The organism is Pseudomonas sp. TE3728, from assembly GCF_056279145.1.
In genome coordinates, this window is the sequence record NZ_JBWBQT010000001.1 from 1,458,702 (window position 1) to 1,483,986 (window position 25,285).

Below are 25,285 nucleotides of genomic sequence, written 5' to 3' on the forward strand. Positions count from 1 at the left end.
ATGGAACTGGCCAGCCTGATCGGACGCCTCAACCCGGACAACCGCCGCGCCCTCGAACGGGCCGCGCAACGCTGCCTGCAACGGGGTCATCATTACGTCGAAATCGAGCACCTGCTGCTGGAGTTGCTGGACATCGAGGGCGGTGACTTCGCCCGGCTGCTGCCGCGCTTCGGCCTGGAGCGCGATGCCCTGACGGCGGAAATCAACAAGGCCCTGGAACTGTTCAAATCCGGCAGCACCCGCACCCCGGCGCTCTCGGCGCAAACCATCGGCCTGCTCGAAGACGCGGTGGTTCAGGCCAGTGTGCTCGGTCTCGACAGCATCCGTTCCGGCTTGCTGCTGCTGGCCTTGCTCGACCGCGATGAACGCCGCAGCCTGCTGCTCAATAGCGCCTCGTCGCTGTTGAAAATTCCGCGGGAAGCCTTGCGCAGCAACCTGCTGGAGTGGACCGAAAACTCTCGCGAACACGTCGGCGGCACGCGGCCTGTCAATGCCGGCAAGCCGCAGCCGAAACAGGATTCGGTGCTCGATCAGTTCACCCAGGACCTGACCGCCGACGCCCACGCCGGGCGCATCGACCCCATCGTCGGGCGCGACGGCGAGATTCGCCAGTGCATCGACATCCTGCTCAGGCGTCGGCAGAACAACCCGATCCTGGTCGGCGCGCCGGGCGTGGGCAAGACAGCCGTGGTCGAAGGCCTGGCCCTGCGCATTGCTGCTGGCGATGTACCGCCGTCGTTGCAGGAAGTCAGTCTGCGGGTGCTCGACCTCGGTTTGTTGCAGGCCGGCGCCGGGGTCAAAGGCGAGTTCGAACAGCGGCTCAAAGGCGTGATTGACGCGGTGCGCAGCGCCGACAAACCGATCATTCTATTCATCGACGAAGCCCATACCCTGATTGGCGCTGGCGGCGCGGAAGGCGGCAGCGACGCGGCCAACCTGCTCAAGCCGGCGCTGGCCCGTGGCGAGTTGCGCACCCTCGCCGCCACGACCTGGCTCGAGTACAAAAAATACTTCGAGAAAGACCCGGCCCTCGCCCGGCGTTTTCAGTTGGTGCAAGTCGAGGAGCCGGACGAAACCACCGCCGTGGAAATGCTCCGTGGCGTGGCCGCGAAACTGGAACAGCACCACGGCGTGCAGGTGCTGGACGCGGCGATTCACGAAGCGGTGAAACTGTCCCACCGCTACATCTCCGGACGTCAGTTGCCGGACAAGGCCATCAGTGTGCTCGACACCGCCTGCGCCCGGGTCGCCCTCGGCCAGCACGACGTGCCGCCACCGCTGGAAAGCCTGCGCCATCGCCAGAACAGCCTCAAGGATGAAGTCGAACGCCTGCGTCGCGAACAAGCCACCGGGCTCGATCATCGGGAACGCATCACCCTGCTGGAAACCGAATCCGTCGGGAACGTGCAAGCCATTCGCGATCTGGAAATCCGCTGGAACGAAGAACGGATCGCCGTGCGCGAACTGCTGGAAACCCGCCGCGAGTTACTCACCTTGAGCGAGCGCGCCGACAACGACAAACCGGACGAAGCCACCGACAGCCGCATCGATCATCTGGCCGCCGAGCTGGTACGACTCGAGGCCGGTCTGGATGCCATTCGCCAGGACGATCCGCTGGTGCCGGAACAGGTCGACGCGAAAACCGTGGCCGCCGTGATCGCCGGCTGGACCGGTATCCCGGTGGGCAAAATGCTCGCCGACGAAGCCCACGCCGTGCGCACCCTCGGCCAGCGCATGGGCCTGCGGGTCATGGGCCAAAGCACCGCGCTGAACACCATCGCCCAACGCCTGCAAGCCTACCGCGCCGGCCTCACCGACCCGCAAAAACCAGTCGGCGTATTCCTGCTGGTCGGCCCCACGGGCGTGGGCAAAACCGAAACCGCTTATGCGTTGGCTGACGCGCTCTACGGCGGCGAACGCAACCTGATCAGCATCAATCTCTCCGAATACCAGGAAGCCCACACCGTCAGCCAACTCAAAGGCGCCCCGCCCGGCTACGTCGGTTACGGCAGCGGTGGCGTACTCACCGAAGCGGTGCGGCGCAAACCTTATTCGGTGGTGCTGCTGGATGAAATCGAAAAAGCCCATCCGGATGTGCTCGAAGCCTTCTACAACGTCTTCGACAAAGGCGTGATGGAAGACGGCACCGGATTGGTGGTGGATTTCAAAAACACCGTGATGCTCGCCACCAGCAACGTTGGCGCTGAGTTGCTGCTCGATACACCGGTCGCGCAACTGGGCACCGATGCCTTCAATGAAGCGTTGCACAAAGTGCTGCTGAAAGCGTTTCGACCAGCGTTTCTGGCGCGCATGACGGTGGTGGCGTATCGGCCTCTGGATGAGGTGACGCTGGAAGGCATTGTGCTGGCGAAACTGGAGAAATTGCGCGGACGCTACAAGGCTGCGACCGGGAAACAGTTTGAGTTTGATACCGGGATTGTGCAGGCGGTGTTGGCCAAGTGCAGTGCGGCGGGAGCGAGGGATGTAGAGAATGTGTTGATGACGCAGGTGACGGGGAAGTTGGCGGAGTGGGTGTTGGAGTAATAGAAGATGAACCCGCCCTGTTCTTAGGGCAATGTAACGACTGTAGTGTTCAAGGAGCGTTTATATGAAATTTACAACCGTACAACTGGCCGAGCAGATTAATAACCACCGCGCTGACCTGCGGCTATGGGCGGACTCAATCCCACAAAACCAGGACTCCATGGCACCCGCCTTTACTGCCTACTGGTTGTGCTATAGGGGCCTATGGGTAGATTGACATGATCAATCGCCCTGGGCGGGTAGCGCGAAAATAAATGCCCCTTTCTTCAAGAAATACACCTTCAGGATAAAAAAATGAAATGCTATGTATTTCCAATAAAAGACGGAGAGGTTTACCTAGGAGTAAAATCCTTGATAAACCCCTACAATTCTCGTCATCGGATGTGGGGCGCTGGATTCCCTATGGCATTTGGCGGGAACGACGATGATGACAATACACATGTCACTTGCGCCCGAGAGGCTTCCGAAGAATCACATTGGAAGTTGGACCTCGATTCAGCAATTTTCACACACTTAGTAAATTTGGAAAGTAACGGCATCCCCTATTTTTTTTACTACGCAACAGGATTTACGTACGACCCCACGGCCGTACTACCACCCAGCTTGGCACGATCCGCAGCATATCGCGAAACAACAGGAAGAATATTGACGATCAACTTGAATGAGCGCCCTCCTCAATTCTTAACGAGAGGAATTGCTGCTGCCTGGATACTTCAGCGCCTTAGAGAGCAGCACCCCGATATAAGCATAGACAGTTCAGCAGAAGGATATTCCGACTTCCTATCATCGGAAACCCTAAGAGCATTTATATTACTTGTTCGACAACACATAAAACAGCCAATAGACTAATCTACCCACTAGGTACTCGATGCCCCACACCATAGAAAAAAGCACAGAAAAAATGGATAAATTTATTATTACCGTACAAATAAGTTTATCTCTTTCCTATAAGAATGTGTTGACGACACAAGTGACAGGCAAACTGACGGAATGAACTGGCCGGGGCTTTCAATAGGAGATTGACATGACTGAAGTACATAAAGTCGGTCGTTACTCAGGCGGCAATGTGGCAATGACAGGCGCAAACCCTTTATACGCCACTTGGCTGGCGGCCAACCAGGCCACGAACGGCGGGACCATTCCCGATCTGGCCAGTATTTGCCATGAATCCTCTTCAACCCGCCGCGCCCTGGCCGGGTCGGGAGCGTCTCATGGAACCTGTTTCGCAGTGGTCGAACATTTCGACGCCGCGCGTGGCGTATTGATGTACAAATTCGGTGACAGCGCATTGAAGCTGGATCTTCTCGGCAACTACACCACCACGACCAAGAAAGTCGTCACGACCCTGCGCGGGCATGCGGAAATCAGTGCATTGGTCCAGGCGATCAATAGCGTCGCCCTTCCGGACGGTGATTACAGCAACTTCGTCACCCGTATCTATATCGAACTCAGCCCCTGTCAGCTTTGTGGACCGCAACTCGCCCCCTATGTCGCAAATTCGGTATTGATGTACAGCTACGACTATGGACAAGACCGCGACATGGATGCGTGGGTCAGTGATAACCAGGCTTCAATCCATGCCAAAGGCGGCACGTTCAAGTGGTAAGCCTTTCCCTCACCCACCACCTGAGGCCATTCAATGCCCCGCACCACCGACAGCAATACCAGCCTCTCCCTTACCGCCGCTTCGCTGTCGGCGCTTTATCCTGAGTCGCTGTCCGGCGAAGAAACCCTGAACGCTCTGGGTTCGCAGATCCTGAATGGCCTCAACGACGGCGCCTCCCTCACCCTGACCACCGCCGTCGCCACCCACGTCACCACCACCCTGCACAACGACGCCCAAACCCGCCCTCTCGATGCATTGGTGGCCGAAATCCGCCAACTCCCAGCCGATGCCACCGCCGAGCGCTATCAGCTTGTTTTAAGACCATGGCTGTGGTGGCTGGCCCTGGCCAGCAACAATCGCGTGTTCCAGAACCTCAGCACTTCGGACATCGTCGCCACGATTTTCAAGGCTCACGCCTTCACCGACTTCAAGCTCTCACTCACCGGCACTTACGCCCCGCGCGAATACTGCGTGCAGTACGGCGAAACCGATTTCGCCTTCGTTTCACGGTTGCTGGAAGAGGAAGGGATTTTCTGGTTTTTCACCCACGAGGACAGCAAACACACGCTGGTACTGGGTGACAGCAACGATGCGTTTGTGCCAATCCCCAATGGACCCAAGGTGAACTATCTCGGCCAGCAGTTGGGTGAGCGAGAACTGCACGGCATTCGCTCCGGCCAGGTCTGCGTACAGGCGGTGGCCGGGGTGTATCAGGCGACGGATTACGAGTTCACCACCCCGACCACCTCGCTCTACAGCCAGGCCGAAGCAGTCGCCGGGCCACGGTCGATGTACGAGCACCCCGGTAGCTACAACGCCAAAGCGCGCGGCGATGCGCTGACCAAGCAGCGGGTCGACGGTTTGCGCAGTCAGGAGAAACGTTTTGTCGGCGAAAGCGACTGCCGCTGGTTGGTGCCGGGGCACTGGTTCACCCTCGCCGGTCATGACGATTCGACGTTGAATATCGATTGGGTTGTAACGGCGGTGACTCACGAAGCCAGCCATGACAGTTATCGCAATCGCTTCGAAGCCATCCCCAAGACCACACCTTTTCGCCCGGTGAGAACCACACCGAAGCCGCGAATGCACACCCAAACCGCCATCGTCGTCGGCAAGTCCGGCGAGGAAATCTGGACCGACGAATACGGCCGGATCAAGTTGCAGTTCCCGTGGGATCGCAACGGCAAGAACGACGAAGCCAGTTCCTGCTGGGTACGGGTGGTGTTGCCCTGGAGCGGCAAGGGTTTTGGCATGCAGTTCGTGCCACGGATCGGCCAGGAAGTGATCGTGACGTTTATTGATGGCGATCCCGATCGACCGCTGGTGACGGGTTGCGTCTACAACGGTGACAACGCCCTGCCCTATGCACTGCCAGCGAATCAGACCCAGTCCGGGATCAAGACCCAATCGTCCAAGGGCGGTGGCGGTTTCAACGAGCTGCGATTCGAGGACAAGAAGGACGCCGAAGAAGTGTTTCTCCAGGCACAGAAAGATCTGAAGATCAACGTGCTCAACGACACCACTGCCACGGTGGGTCATGACGAAACCCTGACCGTACAGAACGCCCGTACGCGCACGGTGAAGGAAGGCGACGAGACCGTGACCCTGGAGAAAGGCAAACGCAGCGTGACCATCCAGACTGGCAGTGACAATCTCGATGTGAAGGACAGTCGCACGGTGACCGTGGGCGCGGACCAGACCCACAGCACCGGTGGCAACTACACGCACAAAGTCACCGGCGATTACAGCCTGACGGTGGACGGCAACCTGACGATCAAGGTGACCGGCACCCTGACCCTGCAAAGCGGCGGCAGTTTTGCGATCAAGAGTGGCGCTGATCTGGCGGCCCAGGCCAGCACCTCGATCAGCCAGAAGGCCGGTACGTCCCTGAGCAATCAAGCGGGGACCTCGTTGGAGAACAAGGCCGGCACGACCATGACCAACGATGCCGGGATCAGCCTGACCAACAAAGGCGCCGCTTCGCAGACCGTGGACGGTGGCGGCATGCTGACGATCAAGGGTGGTCTGGTGCAAGTCAACTGACAAGGAGAACCCATGGCCATCACGCCGCTGGATTTGCAGCAGAACGATAAACAGCTCAAAGGTCGCTTGCTCGATGGCCAGCTCGACGGTGCGCTGCACATCAAGGATGACGGTCGCGCGCAGGCTGATTTGCAGTACATCCAGGGCGAGCTACAAGGCACTACCCTGCTTTACCACCCCAATGGCAAGGTCTCGGCGCAGCTGCCGTTTGCTCGTGACAAGCTGCAGGGGGTCGCGAGTTTCTATGCGCCGCAAGGCTGGCTGCAGCGCAAGGCGACTTACCGCCGAGGGCTGCTGCATGGCGAGGCATTCAATTACTTTCCCGACGGGCAACTGGCCGAAGCAGAGTTCTACCGCGATGGCGTGCGCGAGGGGCGGTATCAGCGCTTTCATCCCAACGGCAAACCCGCCGTCGAGGCTCGTTATCTCAACGGTCAACTGCTGGAACCAGAACAGGGTTTTGCTGCTGATGGGCGACCGCTGGACGCCGAGGGTAAGCCGATTTCCAGGGTTCGCTGGTGGTTCAGGCGCTGGAGTGATCCTGCTGAGGCCTGAACCTGTTGTGGTGACTGTCATGGCCACATCGCGAGCAGGCTCGCTCCCACAGGAGATTTCGGTTCAACACGGTATTTGTGTACGACGCAGATCAAAATGTGGGAGCGAGCCTGCTCGCGATATGGCCCTCACATTCAACATCGATGTCGCCTGACACGGCGCCTTCGCGAGCAAGCCCGCTCCCACAGTTTGATCGTGTGCGGTCAGGGAATGAGCATCTGCATTTGCCCCGGCATCACGATTTTTATCACCCCTGCCCAATTGCACATCAGGGTGCTGTTGGCATCGATGGCCGGCATGCCGCCCAGCAGCAGGGTCGGCGCGCCGCCGGGGATCCACGGGGTGGCGGTGGCCGGGATGCACGGCATCGGCGTCAATACGCCAAGCGCTGCGGCGGTGGCGGCCGCGACCATCGGGTTGGCCATGCTCATGCACGTGCCGAACGGCATGATGTTCACCAGCGGGATGTGATCCATGATGTTCGCCGCTGGCATGCCCCCGGTCAGCGTGCGATTCACCGGCAACACGTTGAGTACCGCTGGTACCGCGCCGAAACTGCATTGCAGGGTCGCGGTGGCGCAAACTTGCGGACAACCCATGTCGAATCTCCTTCCTGGAAGCGACGCTCCACTGAACCATAGTCCGCCGAGCCCGTTCGCGCACATCAGGAACGCTGATTATCCGGCAACACGCTAACCTATAAGACCGTGCCGCGCTTGTGGCCACCCCGGCGCACCATTAGATTAGTCAATGATGTCTGGCCTCCAAAATAAGCAGAAGGGATAAGCATGGCGCTTACTGACCAGTCCACCCGTATCCGCTCCGGCGAAGAACTCGATGCCAGCCTGATCGATCCATACCTCAAGGCGCACATTCCGGGCCTGAGCGGCTTACCGAAAATCAGCCAGTTTCCGGGCGGTGCGTCGAACCTGACCTACCTGCTGGAATACCCCGAACAGGAATTCGTCCTGCGTCGGCCACCGTTCGGCCACAAGGCCAAGTCCGCCCACGACATGGGCCGCGAATTTCGCATTCTCAATCAGCTGCGGGACGGCTTTCCCTATTGCCCCAAAGCCTATGTGCACTGCACCGACGAATCAGTGATCGGCGCCGAGTTTTATGTGATGGAACGGGTCAAGGGGATCATCCTGCGCTCCGAACTGCCACCAGAACTGGGGCTTGATTCAGCGAAGACCGAAACCCTGTGCAAGAGCTTCATCGACAAGTTCGTGGAACTGCACCGGGTCGACTACAAGGCCTATGGCCTGGGCGACCTCGGCAAACCCGAAGGCTATGTGGCACGGCAAATCAAAGGCTGGAGCGAGCGCTACGAAAAAGCCCTGACCCCGGACGCGCCTAAGTGGGAAGCGGTGAAGGCCTGGCTCAACGACAAGATGCCGGCCGACCACCCGACGTCGAGCATCGTCCACAACGATTACCGCTTCGACAACGTGATCCTCGACCCCGAGAATCCGATGCAGATCATCGGCGTGCTGGATTGGGAATTGACCACCCTCGGCGATCCCCTAATGGACCTGGGCAACACCCTCGCCTACTGGATCGAAGCCGACGACCCGGCGCCGGTGCAATTGATGCGCCGCCAGCCGAGCCACGCCCCCGGCATGCTGACCCGCCGTGAATTCGTCGATTACTACGCCGAACGCGCGGGCATCCAGATCGACAATTTCGACTTCTACTACACCTACGGCCTGTTCCGCCTGGCCGGCATCGTGCAGCAGATCTACTACCGCTTCTTCCATGGTCAGACCCAGGACAAACGCTTCGCGCAGTTCATTCACATGAACAAACTGCTGGAGCAGATGAGCCTGCAAGTCATCTCGAAATCCAGCCTCTGATCACGGTCGCTGATCGGGCCCAATAACAAGGAAAAATCATGTCCAAGACTCAGTTGTTCGACCTCGACGGCAAGATCGCTTTCGTCTCCGGCGCCAGCCGCGGCATTGGTGAAGCCATCGCCAAACTGCTGGCGCAACAAGGCGCCCACGTCATCGTTTCGAGCCGCAAACTCGACGGTTGCCAGCACGTTGCCGACGCGATCATCGCCGCTGGCGGCAAAGCCACCGCAGTCGCCTGCCACATCGGTGAAATGGAGCAGATCACCCAGGTCTTCGCCGGCATCCGCGAACAGTTCGGGCGCCTGGACATTCTGGTCAATAACGCGGCGACCAACCCGCAGTTCTGCAACGTACTGGACACTGACCTGAGCGCCTTCCAGAAAACCGTCGACGTGAACATTCGCGGCTACTTCTTCATGTCGGTGGAAGCCGGCAAGCTGATGCGCGAACACGGCGGCGGCAGCATCATCAACGTCGCCTCGATCAATGGTATTTCGCCGGGGATTTTCCAGGGCATCTACTCAGTGACCAAGGCAGCGGTGATCAACATGACCAAAGTCTTCGCCAAGGAATGCGCGCAATTCGGCATCCGTTGCAACGCCCTGCTGCCGGGTCTGACCGACACCAAGTTCGCTTCGGCGCTGGTGAAGAACGACGCCATCCTGAAAACCGCGCTGCAGCAGATTCCGCTCAAGCGCGTGGCGGACCCGAGTGAAATGGCCGGTGCGGTGTTGTACCTGGCCAGTGACGCGTCGAGCTACACGACTGGGGTTTCGTTGAATGTGGATGGTGGGTTCTTGTCCTGATTGGGTTCTGCGAATAAACCGAAGGCAGCCAAATGGCTGCCTTTTTTGCTTCTCACGTGAGCACACCACCCCCGTGTAGGAGCTGCCGAAGGCTGCGATCTTTTGATCTATGGCGTTAGTTGAATCGTTAAAGATCAAAAGATCGCAGCCTTCGGCAGCTCCTACAGAGGGATTGGTATGTTTCCACAGGCAGTATCGGATACAATATAAGAATATTTATTCCACCATTTGCATATTAGGAATATTTATTCCATAAATAGCCCTCCTGAAAATAAAAATCCAAAGGACCCCGGCTATGCGCGAACTCGGTATCGGACTTATCGGCACAGGTTTCATGGGCCGCGCCCACGCCTTGGCCTTTCGCAACGTCAGCGCCGTTTTTGAATTGCCGCTGAAGCTCAAACTCGCCGCCCTCGCCGACGCCGATCCGCAGCGCGCCCGGCACTGCGCCGACGCGTGGGGCTTCGATGCCGCTCACAGCGACTGGCAACAGCTGATCAACGACCCCAAGGTCAATCTGATCGCCATCACAACCCCTAATCATCTGCACTACCCCATGGCCATGGCCGCCCTCGCCGCCGGCAAGCCGGTGTATTGCGAGAAGCCGCTGGCAGTGAACCTCGAACAGGCTAGCGCCATGCGTCTGGCCGCTAAAGCTGCGGGCGTGGTGACGCGGGTCGGCTACAACTACCAGCACAATCCGATCATCGGCCTGGCTCGCGATTTGATTCAAAGCGGAGCGTTGGGACAGATCATCAGTTTCCAGGGCGAATTCAGCGAAGACTTCATGGCCGATCCCGTTTCACCCTGGTCCTGGCGCTGTGACGCCGATTACGCCGGCGGTGCCTTGGCGGACCTTGGCAGTCATTTGCTGGCCATGGCCCGTCATCTGCTTGGCGATATTCAGGCGGTGTGCGCGGATACCCAGACCGTGCATGCGCAACGCCCCGTTACGCTAGGTGGCCAGGAACGGCGCGACGTCGCGGTCGATGATCAGGTCCACGCGTTGCTGCGGTTCGCCAACGGCGCGCGCGGGACGTTCAGCAGCAGCTGGCTCAAACACGGTTACAAGAATCATCTGAGTTTTGAAATCAGCGGCACCCGGGGCACCCTGGCGTTTGATCAGGAACGCTTGAATGAACTGCGGATGTATCGCGCAGGGCAAGGCGGTTTTCAACGGCTGCTGGCAGGGCCGGATTTAACGGGTTATGCCGCTTTCAGCCCGGCACCGGGGCATCAGTTGGGTTACAACGAACTCAAGACTTTGGAAGTGCATGAGTTGGTGATGGCGCTGGCCGGCCTCGGTCAGGACGGGACAGATTTCGAGCAGGCATGGGAAGTCGAACGCCTGGCGACAGCGATTCGTTTGGCGGCACACGAGTCGCGTTGGGTCAGGATCGAGGAAGTCTGAATCGCCGCTCGGGCGACACCCGCCAGTCGCAGAGGGCCACTGGCGGTAAACGCCATTAACCGGAGCAAACTTACTGAGTGACGCAACGGGTCAGGGTCGTGGTCCGCGTCACCTGCCCTTCTGCCCTCATATCACCCTGCACATCGGTGTTTTCGGAGGTCTGACAGGTACGAACCGGTGGTGGTGGCGGCGCAGCGGGTGGTGGAGGTGGCGGACTGGCACATCCACCCAGAATCGCCGCGCAGAGTATGAGCGACAGTGGCGAAAAAATACGTATACCAAGACTGTTCATAGGTTGACCCGCGGTAAGTAATCGACATTTTCCGCGACACAAAAACCACACCGCCTACCTGCGGCCCCGTCACAGAAAAGAAATACCTCGCATTCCTTATAGCCCAGCCACCCGCCAATGCCAGAAAAACAGCGGATAGACTGGCCGTCATCGCAGGAATGGATATGCACACCATCAAAAATCCCGATTGCCTGACAAATAGCTATCGCGAGCAGGCTCGCTCCCACCGTTTGAACCGCGTACATCAGCGGGAAATTTATAGGCTATAAGGCCGTCTTCGCGGGCAAGCGTCGCTCCTACAGTACATCCGTGAGACACGAATTACTGGCCAGCGCCTACAACGCACTGGACCGATGCAGACCAATGCTCTCAAGCTCGTACCGCAACTCTTCAATCAGCGCCGTCACCGCCTCTGGTGTCCTGAGATTCACCATGCTCAACCCGCTGACCACCAGATCCACCTGCCCCGTCGCCGGATGATAAAGCTTCACCGTCAACGAATTATCCCCAGTGAGCGCGCACTCACAGGCCAATGGCGAAAAACTCCGCTCCAGTTGCATACGCAATTGCGCCAGATGAGTCATCCCGATTCACCTTGGCGACGAGCTGAAATCGACTCCACGCTTGAACTGTTCGCACCCATGTGGCTGTTCCTTTAGCTGCTTCGAAAAGGACGCGATACCGACTCGAAGCCACGTATCGCACCCTCACAGCCTAGAAAAACCAGCCCCTGAGCAGAACATCAAATTGCACCATCCCAACTAGTGCATTTGCATCTTAACGTTGCCCCTTGGTCCGCCTCTCGCTGGAGAACAGACCCCGTTCGCGAGCCCATACAATCGCCTCGCTGCGGCTGTGCACGTCGAGTTTGGAATACACCGTCGAAACATGATTGCGCACCGTATTAGGCGCCAGTTTCAGGCGTGCGGCGATTTCCTTGTCGGCCAGGCCTTCACAGATCAAGCCGAGCACATCGCGCTCTCGCGCGGTCAGTTCGGTGAACGACACAGTGGGCAACTGCGGTGAATTGACGTTCTTCACGTTGGCGAGTTTTTCGATCAGCGTGCGGCTGAACCAGGAGGCATCTTTCATCACCTCTTCAATGGCTGACACCAGTTCCAGCTCGGTGCGTTTGCGCTCCGTAATGTCCATCAACACCAGCAGGTAGCAAGTGCCACCCTGAATGTTCACGGTGTCCGCCGAGACGGCGCAATCGATCAGCCCGGCATCCTTGCGGCGCACCCTGACATCGACGCGATCCACACTCCCGGTTTTCTCCAGGGCCGCAAACAGTCGCGTGCGAGCGCCTGCGTCATCGATGAAACCGAGTTGCGCCACGGTCTTGCCGAGCACCTCTTCACTCGGGCATGCGAGGGTATCGAGAAACGCTTCGTTGACGTCCATCACCGCTTGATCGTCGGCGCTGCACACCAGGATCGGCACCGGAGTGAGGCGAAAGGCTTTGGCAAACCGTTCCTCACTCTGGCGCAGGGCTATTTCAGCCTTGTGCCGCAGTTCCATGTCGACGAAGGAAAACAGCATGCAAGCTTCGTCGTTGAGCTCCAGCGGTTGCCCGGCAACGATTACCTGTTTGCTGCCACCGTCGGGCAATTGCAGTTCGGCCTGCATCTGCGGAATGGTTGCCCCGTCACGCAAACGCTGCTTGGCCAGGTCCTTGTTTTCAGCGCGCTCCAGCACATCCAGCTCATAGGTCGAAGCGCCGATCACCTGATCGCGGGCATAACCGGTCATTTCCAGGAAGCCCTGGTTGACTTTGATGTAGCGCAAATCGCTGAGGCGACAGATCACCGCCGGGGCCGGGTTGGCATTGAAGGTCTTTTCGAAACGCTGCTCGGCGCTGGCCCATTCGGTGACGTCATCCATGATCAGCACCAACGACTCCGGCTCGCCGGCGTGGTCGGCCAGCACCATGCTGCGCACGCTGTGAACCCAGGTGCGTTCGTCGTTTTCGACTGGCGTCAATTCAACCAGTACATCGTTGAACATCTCGCCGCGGGCAACACGGCTGATCGGATAATTCTCCGTCGCAACCGGGTGATTGTTGCGATAGCGCAAGGCAAACCGCTTCGCGTATTCCTTGGCATTGGCCCCCAGCTCACCGATCCGACTGACGCCGTGCATGGTCAGCGCGGCATCGTTGGCCCAGAGGATCGTCTGGTCGAGCTCCAGCAGAATCACCCCGTCGGACAGGCCCGCGATGATCTGCTGCAACTGGCGGCGATTGGTTTCGGTGGTCAGGACGTCCTGGCTCATTGGAACTCCACGATTGCGGCGGCGCCGTTACGCGCGGCCCTGTGAAGATTACGACCGCTGGGGGCTCTGATAGTGCGAATGAAGCGGCTGCCGGGAACACAAGATCAAAAGATCGCAGACTTCGCCAGCGCCTACAGGGGTTGCGTGTATCCGCGTGATCACGGGTGTACCCGGTCAAGGTTGCGTGTATCCGCGTGATCGCGGGTGTACCCGGTCAAGGTTGCGTGTATCCACGTGATCGCGGGTGTGCCCGGTCAAGGTTGCGTGTATCCACGTGATCGCGGGTGTACCCGGTCAAGGTTGCGTGTATCCGCGTGATCGCGGGTGTACCCGGTCAAGGTTGCGTGTATCCACGTGATCGCGGGTGTACCCGGTCAAGGTTGCGTGTATCCGCGTGATCACGGGTGTGCTCGGTCAATGTAGGAGCTGCCGAAGGCTGCGATCTTTTCGGCGGATTCGAAATATTCCGAAAACGCTTTCATCCGTGCCACTCATGCTAACGACTAACGTTTACCTGACAACACACCTCAAGGAGGCCAAGGAATGGCTATCGCTGCAAAAGGATGTCGCCTGCGCAAGGCTCGATTTTCCGAATCTGGTCGTATTTATCTACTGACCGTCGTCGTTCATCAACGAGAGCCGGTGTTCGCAGATTGGCGGATGGGACGGCTTCTGGTCGACCAACTGCGCTGCGCCGATCAAACTTCGGTGGTCCACTCGATGGCATGGGTAGTGATGCCGGATCACCTGCATTGGTTATTGGAACTCCAGCACGGGACCTTGGCCGAGCTGATGTGCCGCATCAAATCCAGGAGCAGCCGTTCGATCAATCTTGTGCGTCGCAGCCAAGGCCGATTATGGCAACGAGGATATTACGATCGGGCTTTGCGTCGCGATGAAGACATCAAGGGCGCAGCGCGTTACATCGTCATGAATCCGTTGCGCGCGGGATTGGTGAAACGGGTGGGTGATTATCCGTTGTGGGATGCCATTTGGATTTGAGAGGGTCAAGATCAAAAGATCGCAGGCTTCGCCAGCTCCTACGGGGAATGCATGCATCCGCATGATCATGGGTGTACTCGGTCAATGTAGGAGCTGCCGCAGGCTGCGATCTTTTCGCCTGACAAATCGGAAGTTCAAAAGATCGCAGGTTTCGCCAGCGCCTACGGGGAATGCATGCATCCGCATGATCACGGGTGTACCCGGTCAATGTAGGAGCTGCCGCAGGCTGCGATCTTTTCGCCTGACAAATCGTAAGATCAAAAGATCGCAGGCTTCGCCAGCGCCTACGGGGAATGCATACATCCGCATGATCACGGGTGTACCCGGTCAATGTAGGAGCTGCCGCAGGCTGCGATCTTTTCGCCTGACAAATCGTAAGATCAAAAGATCGCAGGCTTCGCCAGCGCCTACGGGGAATGCATGCATCCGCATGATCATGGGTGTACTCGGTCAATGTAGGAGCTGCCGCAGGCTGCGATCTTTTCGCCTGACAAATCGTAAGATCAAAAGATCGCAGGCTTCGCCAGCTCCTACGGGGAATGCATGCATCCGCATGATCATGGGTGTACTCGGTCAATGTAGGAGCTGCCGCAGGCTGCGATCTTTTCGCCTGACAAATCGTAAGATCAAAAGATCGCAGGCTTCGCCAGCGCCTACGGGGAATGCATGCATCCGCATGATCACGGGTGTACCCGGTCAATGTAGGAGCTGCCGCAGGCTGCGATCTTTTCGGGTCGATGCATTATCGCACGTCCAACCCCGCTTCCAACCCCGCCAACTTATCCGGATTACGCATGATGAAAATCCGGTTCACCCGCCCCGCTTCGTCAAAACCAAAACTCAGCGACGCGACGAGTTCGCCGTCGGTTTTGATGATCACGCCTTGAGCGCCGTTGATTGCCGTGGGCAGCCATTCGTACGTTTGCCAGTAGGTGTGCAGCGACTGGCGTATGAATTCCAGCACGCTGTTGATGCCGAACAGGGTTTCGCGGATGGCCGAGGCCTTGCCGCCGCCGTCGGCGCAGAGTTCGACGTCTTCGGCCAGCAGCGCGGTCAGGGACGCGGTTGAGCCGCTGGCGATGGCGCTGTGAAAGGCGTTCAGCAATTGGTCCTGTCGCGCCGGCTCCGGCTGATAGCGGATTTGCCCGCTCCCCAGGCCAGCCTTGGCCCGGGACACCAGTTTGCGGCAAGCCGCTTCCTGAACCCCGATCGCCTCGGCGACTTGCGCGTAATCCATGTCGAAAATTTCGTAAAGCAGGTACGCGGCGCGTTCCTTGGGTGTCAGCCGTTCCAGCAAGAGCAGGAATGCGGTGGACAAAGACGAGGCCAGTTCATGCATGTGTTCGGGTGAATGCTGGTGGGTGGTGTGAATCGGCTCCGGCAGCCAGGTGCCGATGTAATCGACCCGTGACGTGTGCGCCGAGCGCAGCAGGTCAATGCAGTGCCGGGTGCAGGCCGTGGTGAGCCAGGCGGCCGGCGTGGCGATGGAGGCCCGGTCGGCCTCCAGCCACTTGATGAACAACTCTTGCACCACATCCTCGGCTTCGGTGCGCGAGCCGAGAATGCGATACGCCAGACCGAGCAAAAAGGGCCGGCGCTGCTCGAATACAGCGGCGGCGTTTTCAGCGGAGTTCATCGATCAGTGCCTCGACACCTGCAAACGGTTCCACAGGTTGATCATGCCGATCTCGGCCGTCAAGGCACCGATCTGCGCATCGTTGAAATGCTCGCGCAAGTCGCCGCGCAGGGTGGCGTAATCGGTCTTTTCATCGAGTACGGTCAGGGCTTCGGTCCAGGCCAGGGCGGCGCGTTCCGCGGCGCTGAAATCGCTGACATGGCGCCAGACAATCAGGCGATCCAGGCGCTCGTTGGTTTCATTGGCCTCACGCGCCTCGCGGGTGTGCATCTTCACGCAGAAACCGCATTGGTTGATCTGCGAGGCACGCAGGTGCACCAAGTGTTTGAGGGTCGGGTCCAGGTCATGGCTGTCGAGGGTGACATGGACCTGGGCCAGGCTTTCGAAAACCTGAGGGATGGATTGCAGCAGGTTGACCGGTTGGGTGTTGGACGACATCGTGTTGCTCCGCTAATTGTGGGGTTCAACAGGATGACGATTGAGGATTCGGGTTTGTGACGTGGGGGACGTTTTTTTAACGCGTAGAAGCAAAAGATCGCAGCCTTCGGCAGCTCCTACATTGACCGAGTACACCCGCGGATGTACGCAACCCCTGTAGGAGCTGGCGAAGCCTGCGATCTTTTGATCTTCAAGCCGCCAATTCACCACTGGCAATCGCATCCGAAGCCGCCAACATCGCCCGCAACAACACCGCACACCCGGCGGCCAAATCATCGGGTGCAGCGTTTTCGATTTCGTTGTGGCTGATACCGCCTTCGCAAGGCACGAAAATCATCCCCGCCGGGCCGAGTTCGGCGAGGAAGATCGCGTCGTGCCCTGCACCGCTGACGATGTCCATGTGCGATAAACCCAACCCTTGCGCCGCGCCGCGTACCGCTTCGACGCAACCCTTGTCGAAGTACAGCGGCGGGAAGTCGGCGGTGGGGGTCAGTTCGAACGTCAGGCCGTGTTCCTCGCAGGTGGTTTCGATGACTTCGCGAACTTCGGCGATCATTGAATCGAGTCGCGCCGGCTCCAGATGACGAAAATCCAGGGTCATGCGCACTTCGCCAGGAATCACGTTGCGCGAGCCGGGGTAGGCTTGCAGGCAGCCGACGGTGCCGCAGGCGTGGGGTTGATGGCCGAGGGCGGCGCGATTGACCGCGCCGACGATTACCGAGGCACCGACCAGAGCGTCCTTGCGCAAGTGCATCGGCGTCGGACCGGCGTGGGCTTCGACGCCGCGCAGTTTCAGGTCGAACCATTTCTGCCCGAGGGCGCCCATCACGACACCGATGGTTTTGCGCTCATCCTCAAGAATCGGGCCTTGCTCGATGTGAGCTTCGAAATACGCGCCTACGGCATGGCCGCTGACCTTGCGCGGTCCGGCATAGCCAATGGCGTTCAGGGCTTCGCCGACGGTCACGCCCTCGGCATCGACCTTGGCCAGGGTTTCTTCGAGGGTGAATTTTTCCGCGAACACGCCGGAACCCATCATGCAGGGAGCGAAGCGCGAGCCTTCTTCGTTGGTCCAGACCACCACTTCCAGCGGCGCTTCGGTTTCCACGCCCAGGTCATTGAGGGTGCGCAAGACTTCGACCCCGGCCAGCACGCCGAAGCAGCCGTCGAACTTGCCGCCAGTGGGTTGGGTGTCGATGTGGCTGCCGGTCATCACCGGTGGCAGATTCGGGTTGCGCCCCGGACGGCGGGCGAAGATGTTGCCGACGGCGTCAATGCTGACGGTGCAGCCGGCTTCCTCGCACCAGTTCACGAAGATGTCCCGGGCCTGGCGGTCGAGGTCGGTCAGGGCCAGCCGACAGACGCCGCCCTTGACCGTGGCACCGAGTTTGGCGAGGTCCATGAGCGACTGCCACAGACGGTCGCGGTTGATGTGCTGATGGGTGGACTGCAGAACGTCTATGGCAGCGTTCATGGTGATCTCCTCAGGCAGTTGTTATAGGTTCTTCAGGCGAATTTTTGATGTCTTTGAGGCCGCCATCGCGAGCAGGCTCGCTCCCACAGTTGAAATGCATTCCCCTGTGGGAGCGAGCCTGCTCGCGATGAGGCCATCCCTCACACCGCCGATTTCACGGCAGTCGGACTCGGCCGCATCACACTCAACCCGTAATAAATCAACCCACCAAGGGCCGAGCCAGTGAACCAGCCGTAGCTGTAGAACCAGCTGAACGCATCGCTGCCCAGCGACAACAGCGTCAGCGCTACCGGCACGCCGAACGCGATAAAACCGAACCAGTTCCACGCCGGGTAAACGTCATCACGGTAGAGGCCCGCCAGGTCCAGTTGCTGTTTCTTGATCAGGAAATAGTCCACCACCATGATCCCGGCGATCGGGCCCAGCAGGCTTGAATAGCCCAGCAACCAGTTGGAATACACCGTCTCCAGGCTCAAATCCGAGACGATCAGCCCCAGTTTTTTCAACAACTCATGGGCCATCAGCGCCAACCCGACCAAACCCGTGAGCATCACCGCTTTGGTGCGGTTGATGACCTTGGGCGCGACGTTCTGGAAATCGTTGGTCGGCGAAACAATGTTGGCCGCGGTGTTGGTGGACAACGTAGCAATGATGATCAGCGCCATGGCCAGGGCGACCCAGACCGGGCTCTGGATATGGCCGATCAACGTGACCGGATCGGAGACAGTAACGCCGACCAGTTTTACCGAAGCGGCCGTCATCACCACACCAAGGGAGGCGAACAGGAACATGGTCAGGGGCAAGCCGATAATCTGCCCGATGATCTGATCCTTCTGGCTTTTCGCGTAGCGGCTGAAGTCTGGAATGTTAAGCGACAAGGTGGCCCAGAACCCGACCATGGCGGTCAGCCCGGCGGCAAAGTAACTGACCACACTGGCCCCTTCCGGACGCTTGACCGGGATCGCCATCAATTCAGTCATCGATACGTTCGGCATCGCCCACACCAGCAGCCCCACACCCACCAGCACCAACAACGGCGCCGAAAGGGTTTCCAGCCATTTGATCGAGTCCGCGCCGCGAATCACCACCCACAGGTTCAAGGCCCAGAACAGCATGAAGCCGATCACTTCACCGGTACCGCCGAGGGCTTTCCAGCCATCGAACACCGAGCCGAGAAACAGGTGAATCGCCAGCCCGCCGAACATCGTCTGGATGCCGAACCAGCCGCAGGCCACCAGGGCACGGATGAGGCACGGAATGTTGGAGCCAAGGATCCCGAAGGACGAGCGCAGCAACACCGGAAACGGAATGCCGTACTTGGTGCCGGGGAAGGCGTTCAGGGTCAGCGGGATCAGCACGATGATGTTGGCAAACAGAATCGCCAGCAGCGCTTCACCGACGCTCAGGCCGAAATAAGCGGTGAGCACGCCGCCGAGGGTGTAGGTCGGTACGCAGATCGCCATGCCGACCCACAGCGCAGTGATGTGCCATTTGTTCCAGGTTCGTTCGCGCACCTTGGTCGGTGCCATGTCGTGGTTGTAACGGGGACTGTCAAGCACGTCGCTGCCGGCTTCGAGCTCAAACAAGCCGTCGCGCTCGGTCACTTGCGATCTGATCTGTTGCATGGCCGCTCCACTGTTCTTTTGATTATTTTTGCTCATCAGGGCTGGCGCGAGGTGCGCGAGCCGGACGATGGCCGGAGAAACTGACAACTTTTACGGACCGGCCAAGGTGTCAGCGGCGGCATCAATAAACGTGCCGGGTGCCCCGCTTACGCATCGGGCAGTGCCATAAAATTTCGCTAACCAACTGATGTTAATCAGCTTTATTTATCCAACTATTGAATCCGCGGTGAGTTGCCATGCCACTCAGGCCGAATGTCAGGCAAGTTGTCCGAACAGTCAGGACTCAATCTGGTGCGTCGATCTTTTTTGAAAGATTGCGCATCAACCATAGACCATCCTCAAGCGGCTGATTTCACATAGAAAATCTCGTCTATTTTTGCAACCTGTCAAGTGCGTCAAAATGGTGAGAGGCCTCACCATTTTGGTGATTTTCAGTTTTTATCGTTATTTTTCAATTAGTTAAAACAGAAATAAGGTTATAAAAAATATTCTTGCTCAATCCACAAACTGCAGCTAGCGTCTATTCTTGACAGCGCTGACAGGAATACACCGATTGGCGTCTGCTTCATATAAAACATTTAGAACCGGCATCAGTCGGTCAATGCCTGCGAGGAACTCGGAATGTCTCTGTTGATCCGTGGCGCCACCGTTATTACCCATGATGAAAGTTATCGCGCCGACGTCTATTGCGCCGACGGCGTGATCAAAGCCATCGGTGAAAACCTCGATGTTCCCGCCGATGCCGAAGTGCTCGACGGCAGCGGCCAATACCTGATGCCCGGCGGCATCGATCCGCACACTCATATGCAGTTGCCCTTCATGGGCACGGTGGCCAGCGAAGACTTTTTCAGTGGCACGGCGGCGGGACTGGCCGGCGGCACCACGTCGATCATCGACTTCGTGATTCCCAACCCGCAGCAATCGTTGATGGAGGCGTTTCATCAATGGCGCGGCTGGGCGGAGAAGTCGGCGTCGGATTACGGTTTCCATGTCGCGATCACCTGGTGGAGCGAACAGGTCCGCGAGGAAATGGCCGAGCTGGTCAGCCACCACGGGGTCAACAGCTTCAAGCATTTCATGGCCTACAAGAACGCGATCATGGCCGCCGACGATACGTTGGTGGCGAGTTTCGAGCGTTGTCTGGAATTGGGCGCGGTGCCGACCGTGCATGCGGAAAACGGCGAGCTGGTCTATCACCTGCAACGCAAATTGATGGCTCAGGGCATGACCGGGCCAGAAGCACATCCGCTGTCGCGGCCTTCGCAGGTGGAAGGTGAAGCCGCGAGCCGGGCGATCCGCATTGCCGAAACCCTCGGCACGCCGCTGTACCTGGTGCACGTCTCGACCAAGGAAGCCCTCGACGAAATCACCTACGCCCGCAGCAAAGGCCAACAGGTCTACGGCGAAGTGCTGGCCGGGCATTTGCTATTGGACGACAGCGTTTATCAACACCCGGACTGGCAGACCGCCGCCGGTTACGTGATGAGCCCGCCCTTCCGTCCTCGCGGCCATCAAGAGGCGCTTTGGCATGGCCTGCAAGCGGGCAACCTGCACACCACCGCCACCGACCACTGCTGCTTCTGCGCCGAGCAAAAAGCCGCCGGTCGTGACGACTTCAGCAAAATCCCCAACGGCACCGCCGGTATCGAAGACCGCATGGCGGTGCTCTGGGATGAAGGGGTGAACACCGGTCGCTTGTCGATGCAGCACTTCGTTGCCCTCACCTCTACCAACACCGCGAAGATCTTCAACCTCTATCCGCGCAAAGGGGCAATCCGCGTTGGCGCCGATGCGGATCTGGTGCTCTGGGATCCGGAAGGTACGCGGACGATTTCAGCCAAGACCCATCACCAGCAAGTCGATTTCAACATCTTCGAAGGCAAGACCGTGCGCGGCGTGCCGAGCCACACCGTCAGCCAGGGCCGAGTGGTGTGGGCCGATGGTGATTTGCGCGCCGAGCGTGGTGCCGGTCGGTATGTCGAACGGCCGGCGTATCCGGCGGTGTTTGATTTGCTGAGCAAGCGGGCTGAGATGAATAAGCCGACGGCAGTGAAACGCTGAGAGCGGCCTTCGGCCTATCGCAGGCAAGCCTCGCTCCCACAGTTGAAATGCATTCCCCTGTAGGAGCTGCCGAAGGCTGCGATCTTTTGACTTTGCTTTTTAACATCAAGATCAAAAGATCGCAGCCTTCGGCAGCTCCTACAGGGGGACGTATGTGAACCAATCAATGCCCACCAGAGGCAGCACCTCAAATAACCGTGAGGCCAACACCGTGATCAAGACCTTGAACCACCTCCCGCATCCCCATGAGGACGCGGCCGCCCTCGCTGGCCAGTTCACCGATCTGGCGCCACCGCTCAACGACCGTCAGGCCCATCTGGAAGCCTCGCGCTGCCTGTACTGCTACGACGCGCCGTGTGTGAATGCCTGTCCGAGCGACATCGACATTCCATCGTTCATCCGCAATATCCATCAGGAAAACGTTCAGGGCGCCGCGCAGAAAATCCTCTCGGCGAATATCCTCGGCGGCAGTTGCGCCCGGGTCTGCCCGACGGAGATTCTTTGCCAGCAGGCCTGCGTGCGCAACAACGCCCAGGAATGCGCGCCGGTGCTGATCGGCCTGTTGCAACGCTATGCCGTGGACAATGCCCATTTCAGCGAACACCCGTTCCAGCGTGCCGCCTCGACCGGCAAGCGCATCGCCGTGGTCGGTGCCGGCCCGGCCGGTTTGTCCTGCGCGCACCGCAGCGCCATGCACGGCCATGACGTGGTGATTTTCGAGGCGCGGGAAAAGGCTGGCGGCCTCAACGAATACGGGATCGCCAAGTACAAACTGGTGGACGATTACGCGCAGAAGGAGCTCGAATTCCTGATGGGGATTGGCGGGATCGAGATTCGCCACGGGCAGAAACTCGGCGACAACCTGACCCTCAGCGAACTGCATCAGCAATTCGATGCGGTGTTCCTCGGCCTTGGTCTGGCCGCCAGCAAACAGCTGGGGCTAGCCCATGAGGATGCCCCCGGCCTGCTCGCCGCCACCGACTACATCCGCGAACTGCGTCAGGCCGATGACCTGACGCAACTGCCACTGGCCGAGCACTGCATTGTCCTTGGTGCCGGCAACACCGCCATCGACATGGCCGTGCAAATGGCCCGTCTCGGCGCTCGCGACGTGAATCTGGTGTACCGTCGTGGCGTCGAGGACATGGGTGCCACCGGTCACGAACAGGACATCGCCAAGGCCAATCAGGTGCGGCTGCTGACCTGGGCGCAACCGCAAGAGGTGCTGCTCGACGATAAGGGCCAGGTGCGCGGCATGCGCTTCGCCCGCACCCGGTTGGTGGAAGGTCGTCTGCAAACCACCGGCGAAACCTTCGAACTGGCCGCCGACGCGATCTTCAAAGCCATCGGCCAAACCTTCGACAACAGCGCCCTCGCCGATCCGCTGGCCCGTGAACTCAAGCGTCAGGGCGACCGCATCCTCGTCGACGAACAGCTGCGTACCAGCATTCCCGGCGTGTATGCCGGCGGCGATTGCACCAGCCTCGATCAGGACCTCACCGTGCAGGCCGTGCAGCACGGCAAGCTGGCCGCCGAGGCCATCAACGCTCAACTCATGCTCAACGTGGAGGCTGCGTAAATGGCCGATCTCTCGATTGTCTTCGCCGGCATCAAAGCCCCCAATCCGTTTTGGCTGGCCTCTGCGCCACCGACCGATAAAGCCTACAACGTGGTTCGCGCGTTCGAGGCTGGCTGGGGCGGCGTGGTCTGGAAAACCCTGGGTGAAGACCCGGCGGCGGTCAACGTATCGTCGCGTTACTCGGCACACTTCGGGGCTAATCGGGAGGTGCTTGGTTTTAACAACATCGAGCTGATCACCGACCGTTCGCTGGAGATCAACCTGCGGGAAATCACCCAGGTCAAAAAGGACTGGCCGGATCGCGCGCTGATCGTGTCGCTGATGGTGCCCTGCGTCGAAGAGTCATGGAAAAACATCCTGCCGCTGGTGGAAGCCACCGGAGCCGATGGCATTGAACTGAATTTCGGCTGCCCCCACGGCATGCCGGAACGGGGTATGGGCGCGGCGGTCGGCCAAGTGCCGGAATACGTCGAGCAGGTCACCCGCTGGTGCAAGACCTATTGCTCGCTACCGGTGATCGTCAAACTCACGCCGAACATCACCGACATCCGCGTCGCGGCCCGTGCCGCGCACCGGGGTGGGGCCGATGCGGTGTCGCTGATCAACACCATCAACTCGATCACCAGCGTCAACCTGGAACGTATGGTCGCCAACCCCGCCGTTGGCAGCCAAAGCACCCATGGTGGTTATTGCGGCTCGGCAGTGAAGCCGATTGCGTTGAACATGGTCGCGGAGATCGCCCGCGATCCTCAGACCCAAGGCCTGCCGATCTCCGGTATTGGCGGCATCGGCAGCTGGCGCGATGCGGCGGAATTCATTGCCCTGGGCAGCGGTTCGGTGCAGGTATGCACGGCGGCGATGCTGCATGGTTTCCGGATTGTCGAGGAGATGAAGGACGGTTTGTCGCGCTGGATGGACAGTCAGGGCTACGCCAGCGTGTCGGAATTTTCCGGGCGAGCGGTGGGCAATACCACGGACTGGAAGTACCTGGACATCAACTATCAGGTGATTGCGAAGATTGATCAGCAGGCGTGCATCGGTTGCGGTCGCTGCCACATCGCTTGCGAAGACACCTCGCACCAGGCGATTGCGAGCCTTAAACAGGCGGACGGGACGCATAAATATGAAGTGATCGATGATGAGTGTGTGGGGTGCAATCTGTGTCAGATCACGTGTCCGGTGCAGGATTGCATCGAGATGGTGCCGATGGATACCGGCAAGCCGTTCCTGGACTGGAACCATGATCCGAGGAATCCGTACCACGTTGCTGTTTGATCGTTGAAGATCAAAAGATCGCAGCCTCGTTTCACTCGACAGCTCCTACAGGGTTACGCATTTCTCTGTAGGAGCTGTCGAGTGAAACGAGGCTGCGATCTTTTGATTTATGGCTCCAACCCGATCCCACGCAATATCACACTCGTCACCGTCTGCACCGCCCGCTCGAACTGCATGTCCGACAGCGGCTGGTGATCATTAAGAATATTCACCTGGTGATCGAAGTCAGCGTAGTGCTGGGTCGAGGCCCAGATCATGTACAGCAGGCTGGAAGGTTCCACCGGCAGGATGCGTTTGTCCTCCACCCACTGGCGAATCTTCGCTTCTTTCATCTTGGCCCAGTCGTACAGGCTGGCGTCCAGTTTGTCACCCAGTGTCGGCGCACCGTGGATGATTTCGTTGGCCCAGACTTTCGAGCCGTACGGCCGGCTGCGGGAATGGTTCATCTTGGCGCGGATGTAACTGCTGAGTACCACACGCGGGTCATCGAACATCTCGAAGCACAAGGCGTCCTGCTTCCAGACCTCCAGCAAACCCAGCAATACCGCGCTGTACAGCTCGCTCTTGGTGCTGAAGTAGTAATGCAGGTTGGAACGCGGCAGTTGCACTTCGGCGGCGATGTCGGCCATGGCGGTGCTGCCGAAACCTTTTTCGGCGAAGACTTTTTCGGCCCCCAGCAGAATTTTTTCGACGTTACTGCGACGAATCTCGATCTTGTGATTGCCCATGAGGGCTCCCTGACAACAGCGTTGGTCAAGACTAGCATCCGCTCTGGATCGGGGCGACAGGGGAAAACGAAACTTCGTAC

19 protein-coding genes are annotated in these 25,285 nt (G+C 59.1%); 11 read left to right on the forward strand and 8 right to left on the reverse strand.

Features of this window, described 5'->3' with window-relative positions:
- The 4 genes from tssH to ACZ89R_RS05950 all read left to right on the forward strand — a co-directional run bounded on the left by tssH (position 1) and on the right by ACZ89R_RS05950 (position 6,748).
- Positions 1 to 2,544, forward strand: a complete 2,544-nt coding sequence (gene tssH / locus ACZ89R_RS05935; RefSeq protein WP_429546387.1) for a type VI secretion system ATPase TssH — start codon at positions 1 to 3, stop codon at positions 2,542 to 2,544.
- A gap of 1,024 nt (positions 2,545 to 3,568) precedes the next feature.
- Positions 3,569 to 4,150: a hypothetical protein gene (locus tag ACZ89R_RS05940; protein ID WP_429546386.1), complete on the forward strand. Its 582-nt coding sequence runs from the start codon at positions 3,569 to 3,571 to the stop codon at positions 4,148 to 4,150.
- Positions 4,151 to 4,183: 33 nt separating this feature from the next.
- Entirely contained in the window at positions 4,184 to 6,193 is a 2,010-nt protein-coding gene (locus ACZ89R_RS05945; protein WP_429546385.1) for a type VI secretion system Vgr family protein, read from the forward strand.
- Positions 6,194 to 6,205: 12 nt separating this feature from the next.
- A complete protein-coding gene (locus ACZ89R_RS05950; protein WP_429546384.1) occupies positions 6,206 to 6,748 on the forward strand; it encodes a toxin-antitoxin system YwqK family antitoxin in 543 nt (180 codons plus the stop codon).
- A gap of 203 nt (positions 6,749 to 6,951) precedes the next feature.
- Here ACZ89R_RS05950 and ACZ89R_RS05955 read toward each other — a convergent pair whose 3' ends face one another.
- Positions 6,952 to 7,347, reverse strand: a complete 396-nt coding sequence (locus tag ACZ89R_RS05955; protein WP_429546383.1) for a DUF4280 domain-containing protein — start codon at positions 7,345 to 7,347, stop codon at positions 6,952 to 6,954.
- Positions 7,348 to 7,536: 189 nt separating this feature from the next.
- On the opposite strand from ACZ89R_RS05955, the gene ACZ89R_RS05960 reads away from it, so the two are divergent.
- The 3 genes from ACZ89R_RS05960 (at position 7,537) to ACZ89R_RS05970 (ending at position 10,821) form a co-directional block, all read left to right on the forward strand.
- Positions 7,537 to 8,604, forward strand: coding sequence for a phosphotransferase family protein (locus ACZ89R_RS05960; RefSeq protein ID WP_192343638.1), 1,068 nt, complete (start codon positions 7,537 to 7,539; stop codon positions 8,602 to 8,604).
- A 38-nt stretch (positions 8,605 to 8,642) separates the two neighbouring features.
- Positions 8,643 to 9,410: an SDR family oxidoreductase gene (locus tag ACZ89R_RS05965; protein WP_008009686.1), complete on the forward strand. Its 768-nt coding sequence runs from the start codon at positions 8,643 to 8,645 to the stop codon at positions 9,408 to 9,410.
- Positions 9,411 to 9,705: 295 nt separating this feature from the next.
- Positions 9,706 to 10,821 (forward strand): Gfo/Idh/MocA family protein, encoded by a 1,116-nt coding sequence (locus ACZ89R_RS05970; RefSeq protein ID WP_429546382.1) that lies wholly within the window; start codon positions 9,706 to 9,708, stop codon positions 10,819 to 10,821.
- Positions 10,822 to 11,448: 627 nt separating this feature from the next.
- Here the strand turns inward: ACZ89R_RS05970 and ACZ89R_RS05975 are convergent.
- Positions 11,449 to 11,697, reverse strand: a complete 249-nt coding sequence (locus tag ACZ89R_RS05975; protein ID WP_429546381.1) for a DUF1652 domain-containing protein — start codon at positions 11,695 to 11,697, stop codon at positions 11,449 to 11,451.
- A gap of 193 nt (positions 11,698 to 11,890) precedes the next feature.
- Positions 11,891 to 13,387 carry a helix-turn-helix transcriptional regulator gene (locus tag ACZ89R_RS05980; RefSeq protein ID WP_429546380.1) on the reverse strand — a complete coding sequence of 499 codons (1,497 nt, stop codon included), beginning with the start codon at positions 13,385 to 13,387 and terminating at the stop codon, positions 11,891 to 11,893.
- Between the two features lie 543 nt (positions 13,388 to 13,930).
- Between ACZ89R_RS05980 and ACZ89R_RS05985 the strand changes: the two genes are divergently transcribed.
- A complete protein-coding gene (locus tag ACZ89R_RS05985) occupies positions 13,931 to 14,389 on the forward strand; it encodes an REP-associated tyrosine transposase (protein WP_429546379.1) in 459 nt (152 codons plus the stop codon).
- Between the two features lie 742 nt (positions 14,390 to 15,131).
- On the opposite strand, the gene sigJ is transcribed toward ACZ89R_RS05985, so the two are convergent.
- The 4 genes from sigJ to ACZ89R_RS06005 all read right to left on the reverse strand — a co-directional run bounded on the left by sigJ (position 15,132) and on the right by ACZ89R_RS06005 (position 19,562).
- The gene (gene sigJ, locus ACZ89R_RS05990) at positions 15,132 to 16,025 is read right to left on the reverse strand and encodes an RNA polymerase sigma factor SigJ (protein ID WP_429546378.1); all 894 of its coding nucleotides are present in this window, start codon (positions 16,023 to 16,025) and stop codon (positions 15,132 to 15,134) included.
- Between the two features lie 3 nt (positions 16,026 to 16,028).
- Positions 16,029 to 16,463, reverse strand: a complete 435-nt coding sequence (locus ACZ89R_RS05995; RefSeq protein ID WP_429546377.1) for a carboxymuconolactone decarboxylase family protein — start codon at positions 16,461 to 16,463, stop codon at positions 16,029 to 16,031.
- A gap of 190 nt (positions 16,464 to 16,653) precedes the next feature.
- Positions 16,654 to 17,937 (reverse strand): Zn-dependent hydrolase, encoded by a 1,284-nt coding sequence (locus tag ACZ89R_RS06000; protein ID WP_429546376.1) that lies wholly within the window; start codon positions 17,935 to 17,937, stop codon positions 16,654 to 16,656.
- A gap of 140 nt (positions 17,938 to 18,077) precedes the next feature.
- Complete coding sequence (locus ACZ89R_RS06005) at positions 18,078 to 19,562, reverse strand: NCS1 family nucleobase:cation symporter-1 (RefSeq protein ID WP_429546375.1); 1,485 nt, start codon at positions 19,560 to 19,562, stop codon at positions 18,078 to 18,080.
- 621 nt (positions 19,563 to 20,183) lie between these two features.
- On the opposite strand from ACZ89R_RS06005, the gene hydA reads away from it, so the two are divergent.
- The 3 genes from hydA (at position 20,184) to preA (ending at position 24,477) form a co-directional block, all read left to right on the forward strand.
- A complete protein-coding gene (gene hydA / locus ACZ89R_RS06010) occupies positions 20,184 to 21,623 on the forward strand; it encodes a dihydropyrimidinase (protein ID WP_429546374.1) in 1,440 nt (479 codons plus the stop codon).
- 211 nt (positions 21,624 to 21,834) lie between these two features.
- Positions 21,835 to 23,202 carry an NAD(P)-dependent oxidoreductase gene (locus ACZ89R_RS06015; protein WP_429547889.1) on the forward strand — a complete coding sequence of 456 codons (1,368 nt, stop codon included), beginning with the start codon at positions 21,835 to 21,837 and terminating at the stop codon, positions 23,200 to 23,202.
- Entirely contained in the window at positions 23,203 to 24,477 is a 1,275-nt protein-coding gene (gene preA, locus ACZ89R_RS06020) for an NAD-dependent dihydropyrimidine dehydrogenase subunit PreA (protein WP_429546373.1), read from the forward strand.
- 107 nt (positions 24,478 to 24,584) lie between these two features.
- Here preA and ACZ89R_RS06025 read toward each other — a convergent pair whose 3' ends face one another.
- Positions 24,585 to 25,205, reverse strand: a complete 621-nt coding sequence (locus tag ACZ89R_RS06025; RefSeq protein WP_123495187.1) for a TetR/AcrR family transcriptional regulator — start codon at positions 25,203 to 25,205, stop codon at positions 24,585 to 24,587.
- Positions 25,206 to 25,285 lie beyond the last annotated feature (80 nt).

Bases quoted from the DNA above. Each gene is read 5' to 3' on its own strand.
- tssH (WP_429546387.1), top strand. From the start codon at position 1: ATGGAACTGGCCAGCCTGATCGGACGCCTCAACCCGGACAACCGCCGC.
- ACZ89R_RS05940 (WP_429546386.1), top strand. From the start codon at position 3,569: ATGACTGAAGTACATAAAGTCGGTCGTTACTCAGGCGGCAATGTGGCA.
- ACZ89R_RS05945 (WP_429546385.1), top strand. From the start codon at position 4,184: ATGCCCCGCACCACCGACAGCAATACCAGCCTCTCCCTTACCGCCGCT.
- ACZ89R_RS05950 (WP_429546384.1), top strand. From the start codon at position 6,206: ATGGCCATCACGCCGCTGGATTTGCAGCAGAACGATAAACAGCTCAAA.
- ACZ89R_RS05955 (WP_429546383.1), bottom strand. From the start codon at position 7,347: ATGGGTTGTCCGCAAGTTTGCGCCACCGCGACCCTGCAATGCAGTTTC.
- ACZ89R_RS05960 (WP_192343638.1), top strand. From the start codon at position 7,537: ATGGCGCTTACTGACCAGTCCACCCGTATCCGCTCCGGCGAAGAACTC.
- ACZ89R_RS05965 (WP_008009686.1), top strand. From the start codon at position 8,643: ATGTCCAAGACTCAGTTGTTCGACCTCGACGGCAAGATCGCTTTCGTC.
- ACZ89R_RS05970 (WP_429546382.1), top strand. From the start codon at position 9,706: ATGCGCGAACTCGGTATCGGACTTATCGGCACAGGTTTCATGGGCCGC.
- ACZ89R_RS05975 (WP_429546381.1), bottom strand. From the start codon at position 11,697: ATGACTCATCTGGCGCAATTGCGTATGCAACTGGAGCGGAGTTTTTCG.
- ACZ89R_RS05980 (WP_429546380.1), bottom strand. From the start codon at position 13,387: ATGAGCCAGGACGTCCTGACCACCGAAACCAATCGCCGCCAGTTGCAG.
- ACZ89R_RS05985 (WP_429546379.1), top strand. From the start codon at position 13,931: ATGGCTATCGCTGCAAAAGGATGTCGCCTGCGCAAGGCTCGATTTTCC.
- sigJ (WP_429546378.1), bottom strand. From the start codon at position 16,025: ATGAACTCCGCTGAAAACGCCGCCGCTGTATTCGAGCAGCGCCGGCCC.
- ACZ89R_RS05995 (WP_429546377.1), bottom strand. From the start codon at position 16,463: ATGTCGTCCAACACCCAACCGGTCAACCTGCTGCAATCCATCCCTCAG.
- ACZ89R_RS06000 (WP_429546376.1), bottom strand. From the start codon at position 17,937: ATGAACGCTGCCATAGACGTTCTGCAGTCCACCCATCAGCACATCAAC.
- ACZ89R_RS06005 (WP_429546375.1), bottom strand. From the start codon at position 19,562: ATGCAACAGATCAGATCGCAAGTGACCGAGCGCGACGGCTTGTTTGAG.
- hydA (WP_429546374.1), top strand. From the start codon at position 20,184: ATGTCTCTGTTGATCCGTGGCGCCACCGTTATTACCCATGATGAAAGT.
- preA (WP_429546373.1), top strand. From the start codon at position 23,203: ATGGCCGATCTCTCGATTGTCTTCGCCGGCATCAAAGCCCCCAATCCG.
- ACZ89R_RS06025 (WP_123495187.1), bottom strand. From the start codon at position 25,205: ATGGGCAATCACAAGATCGAGATTCGTCGCAGTAACGTCGAAAAAATT.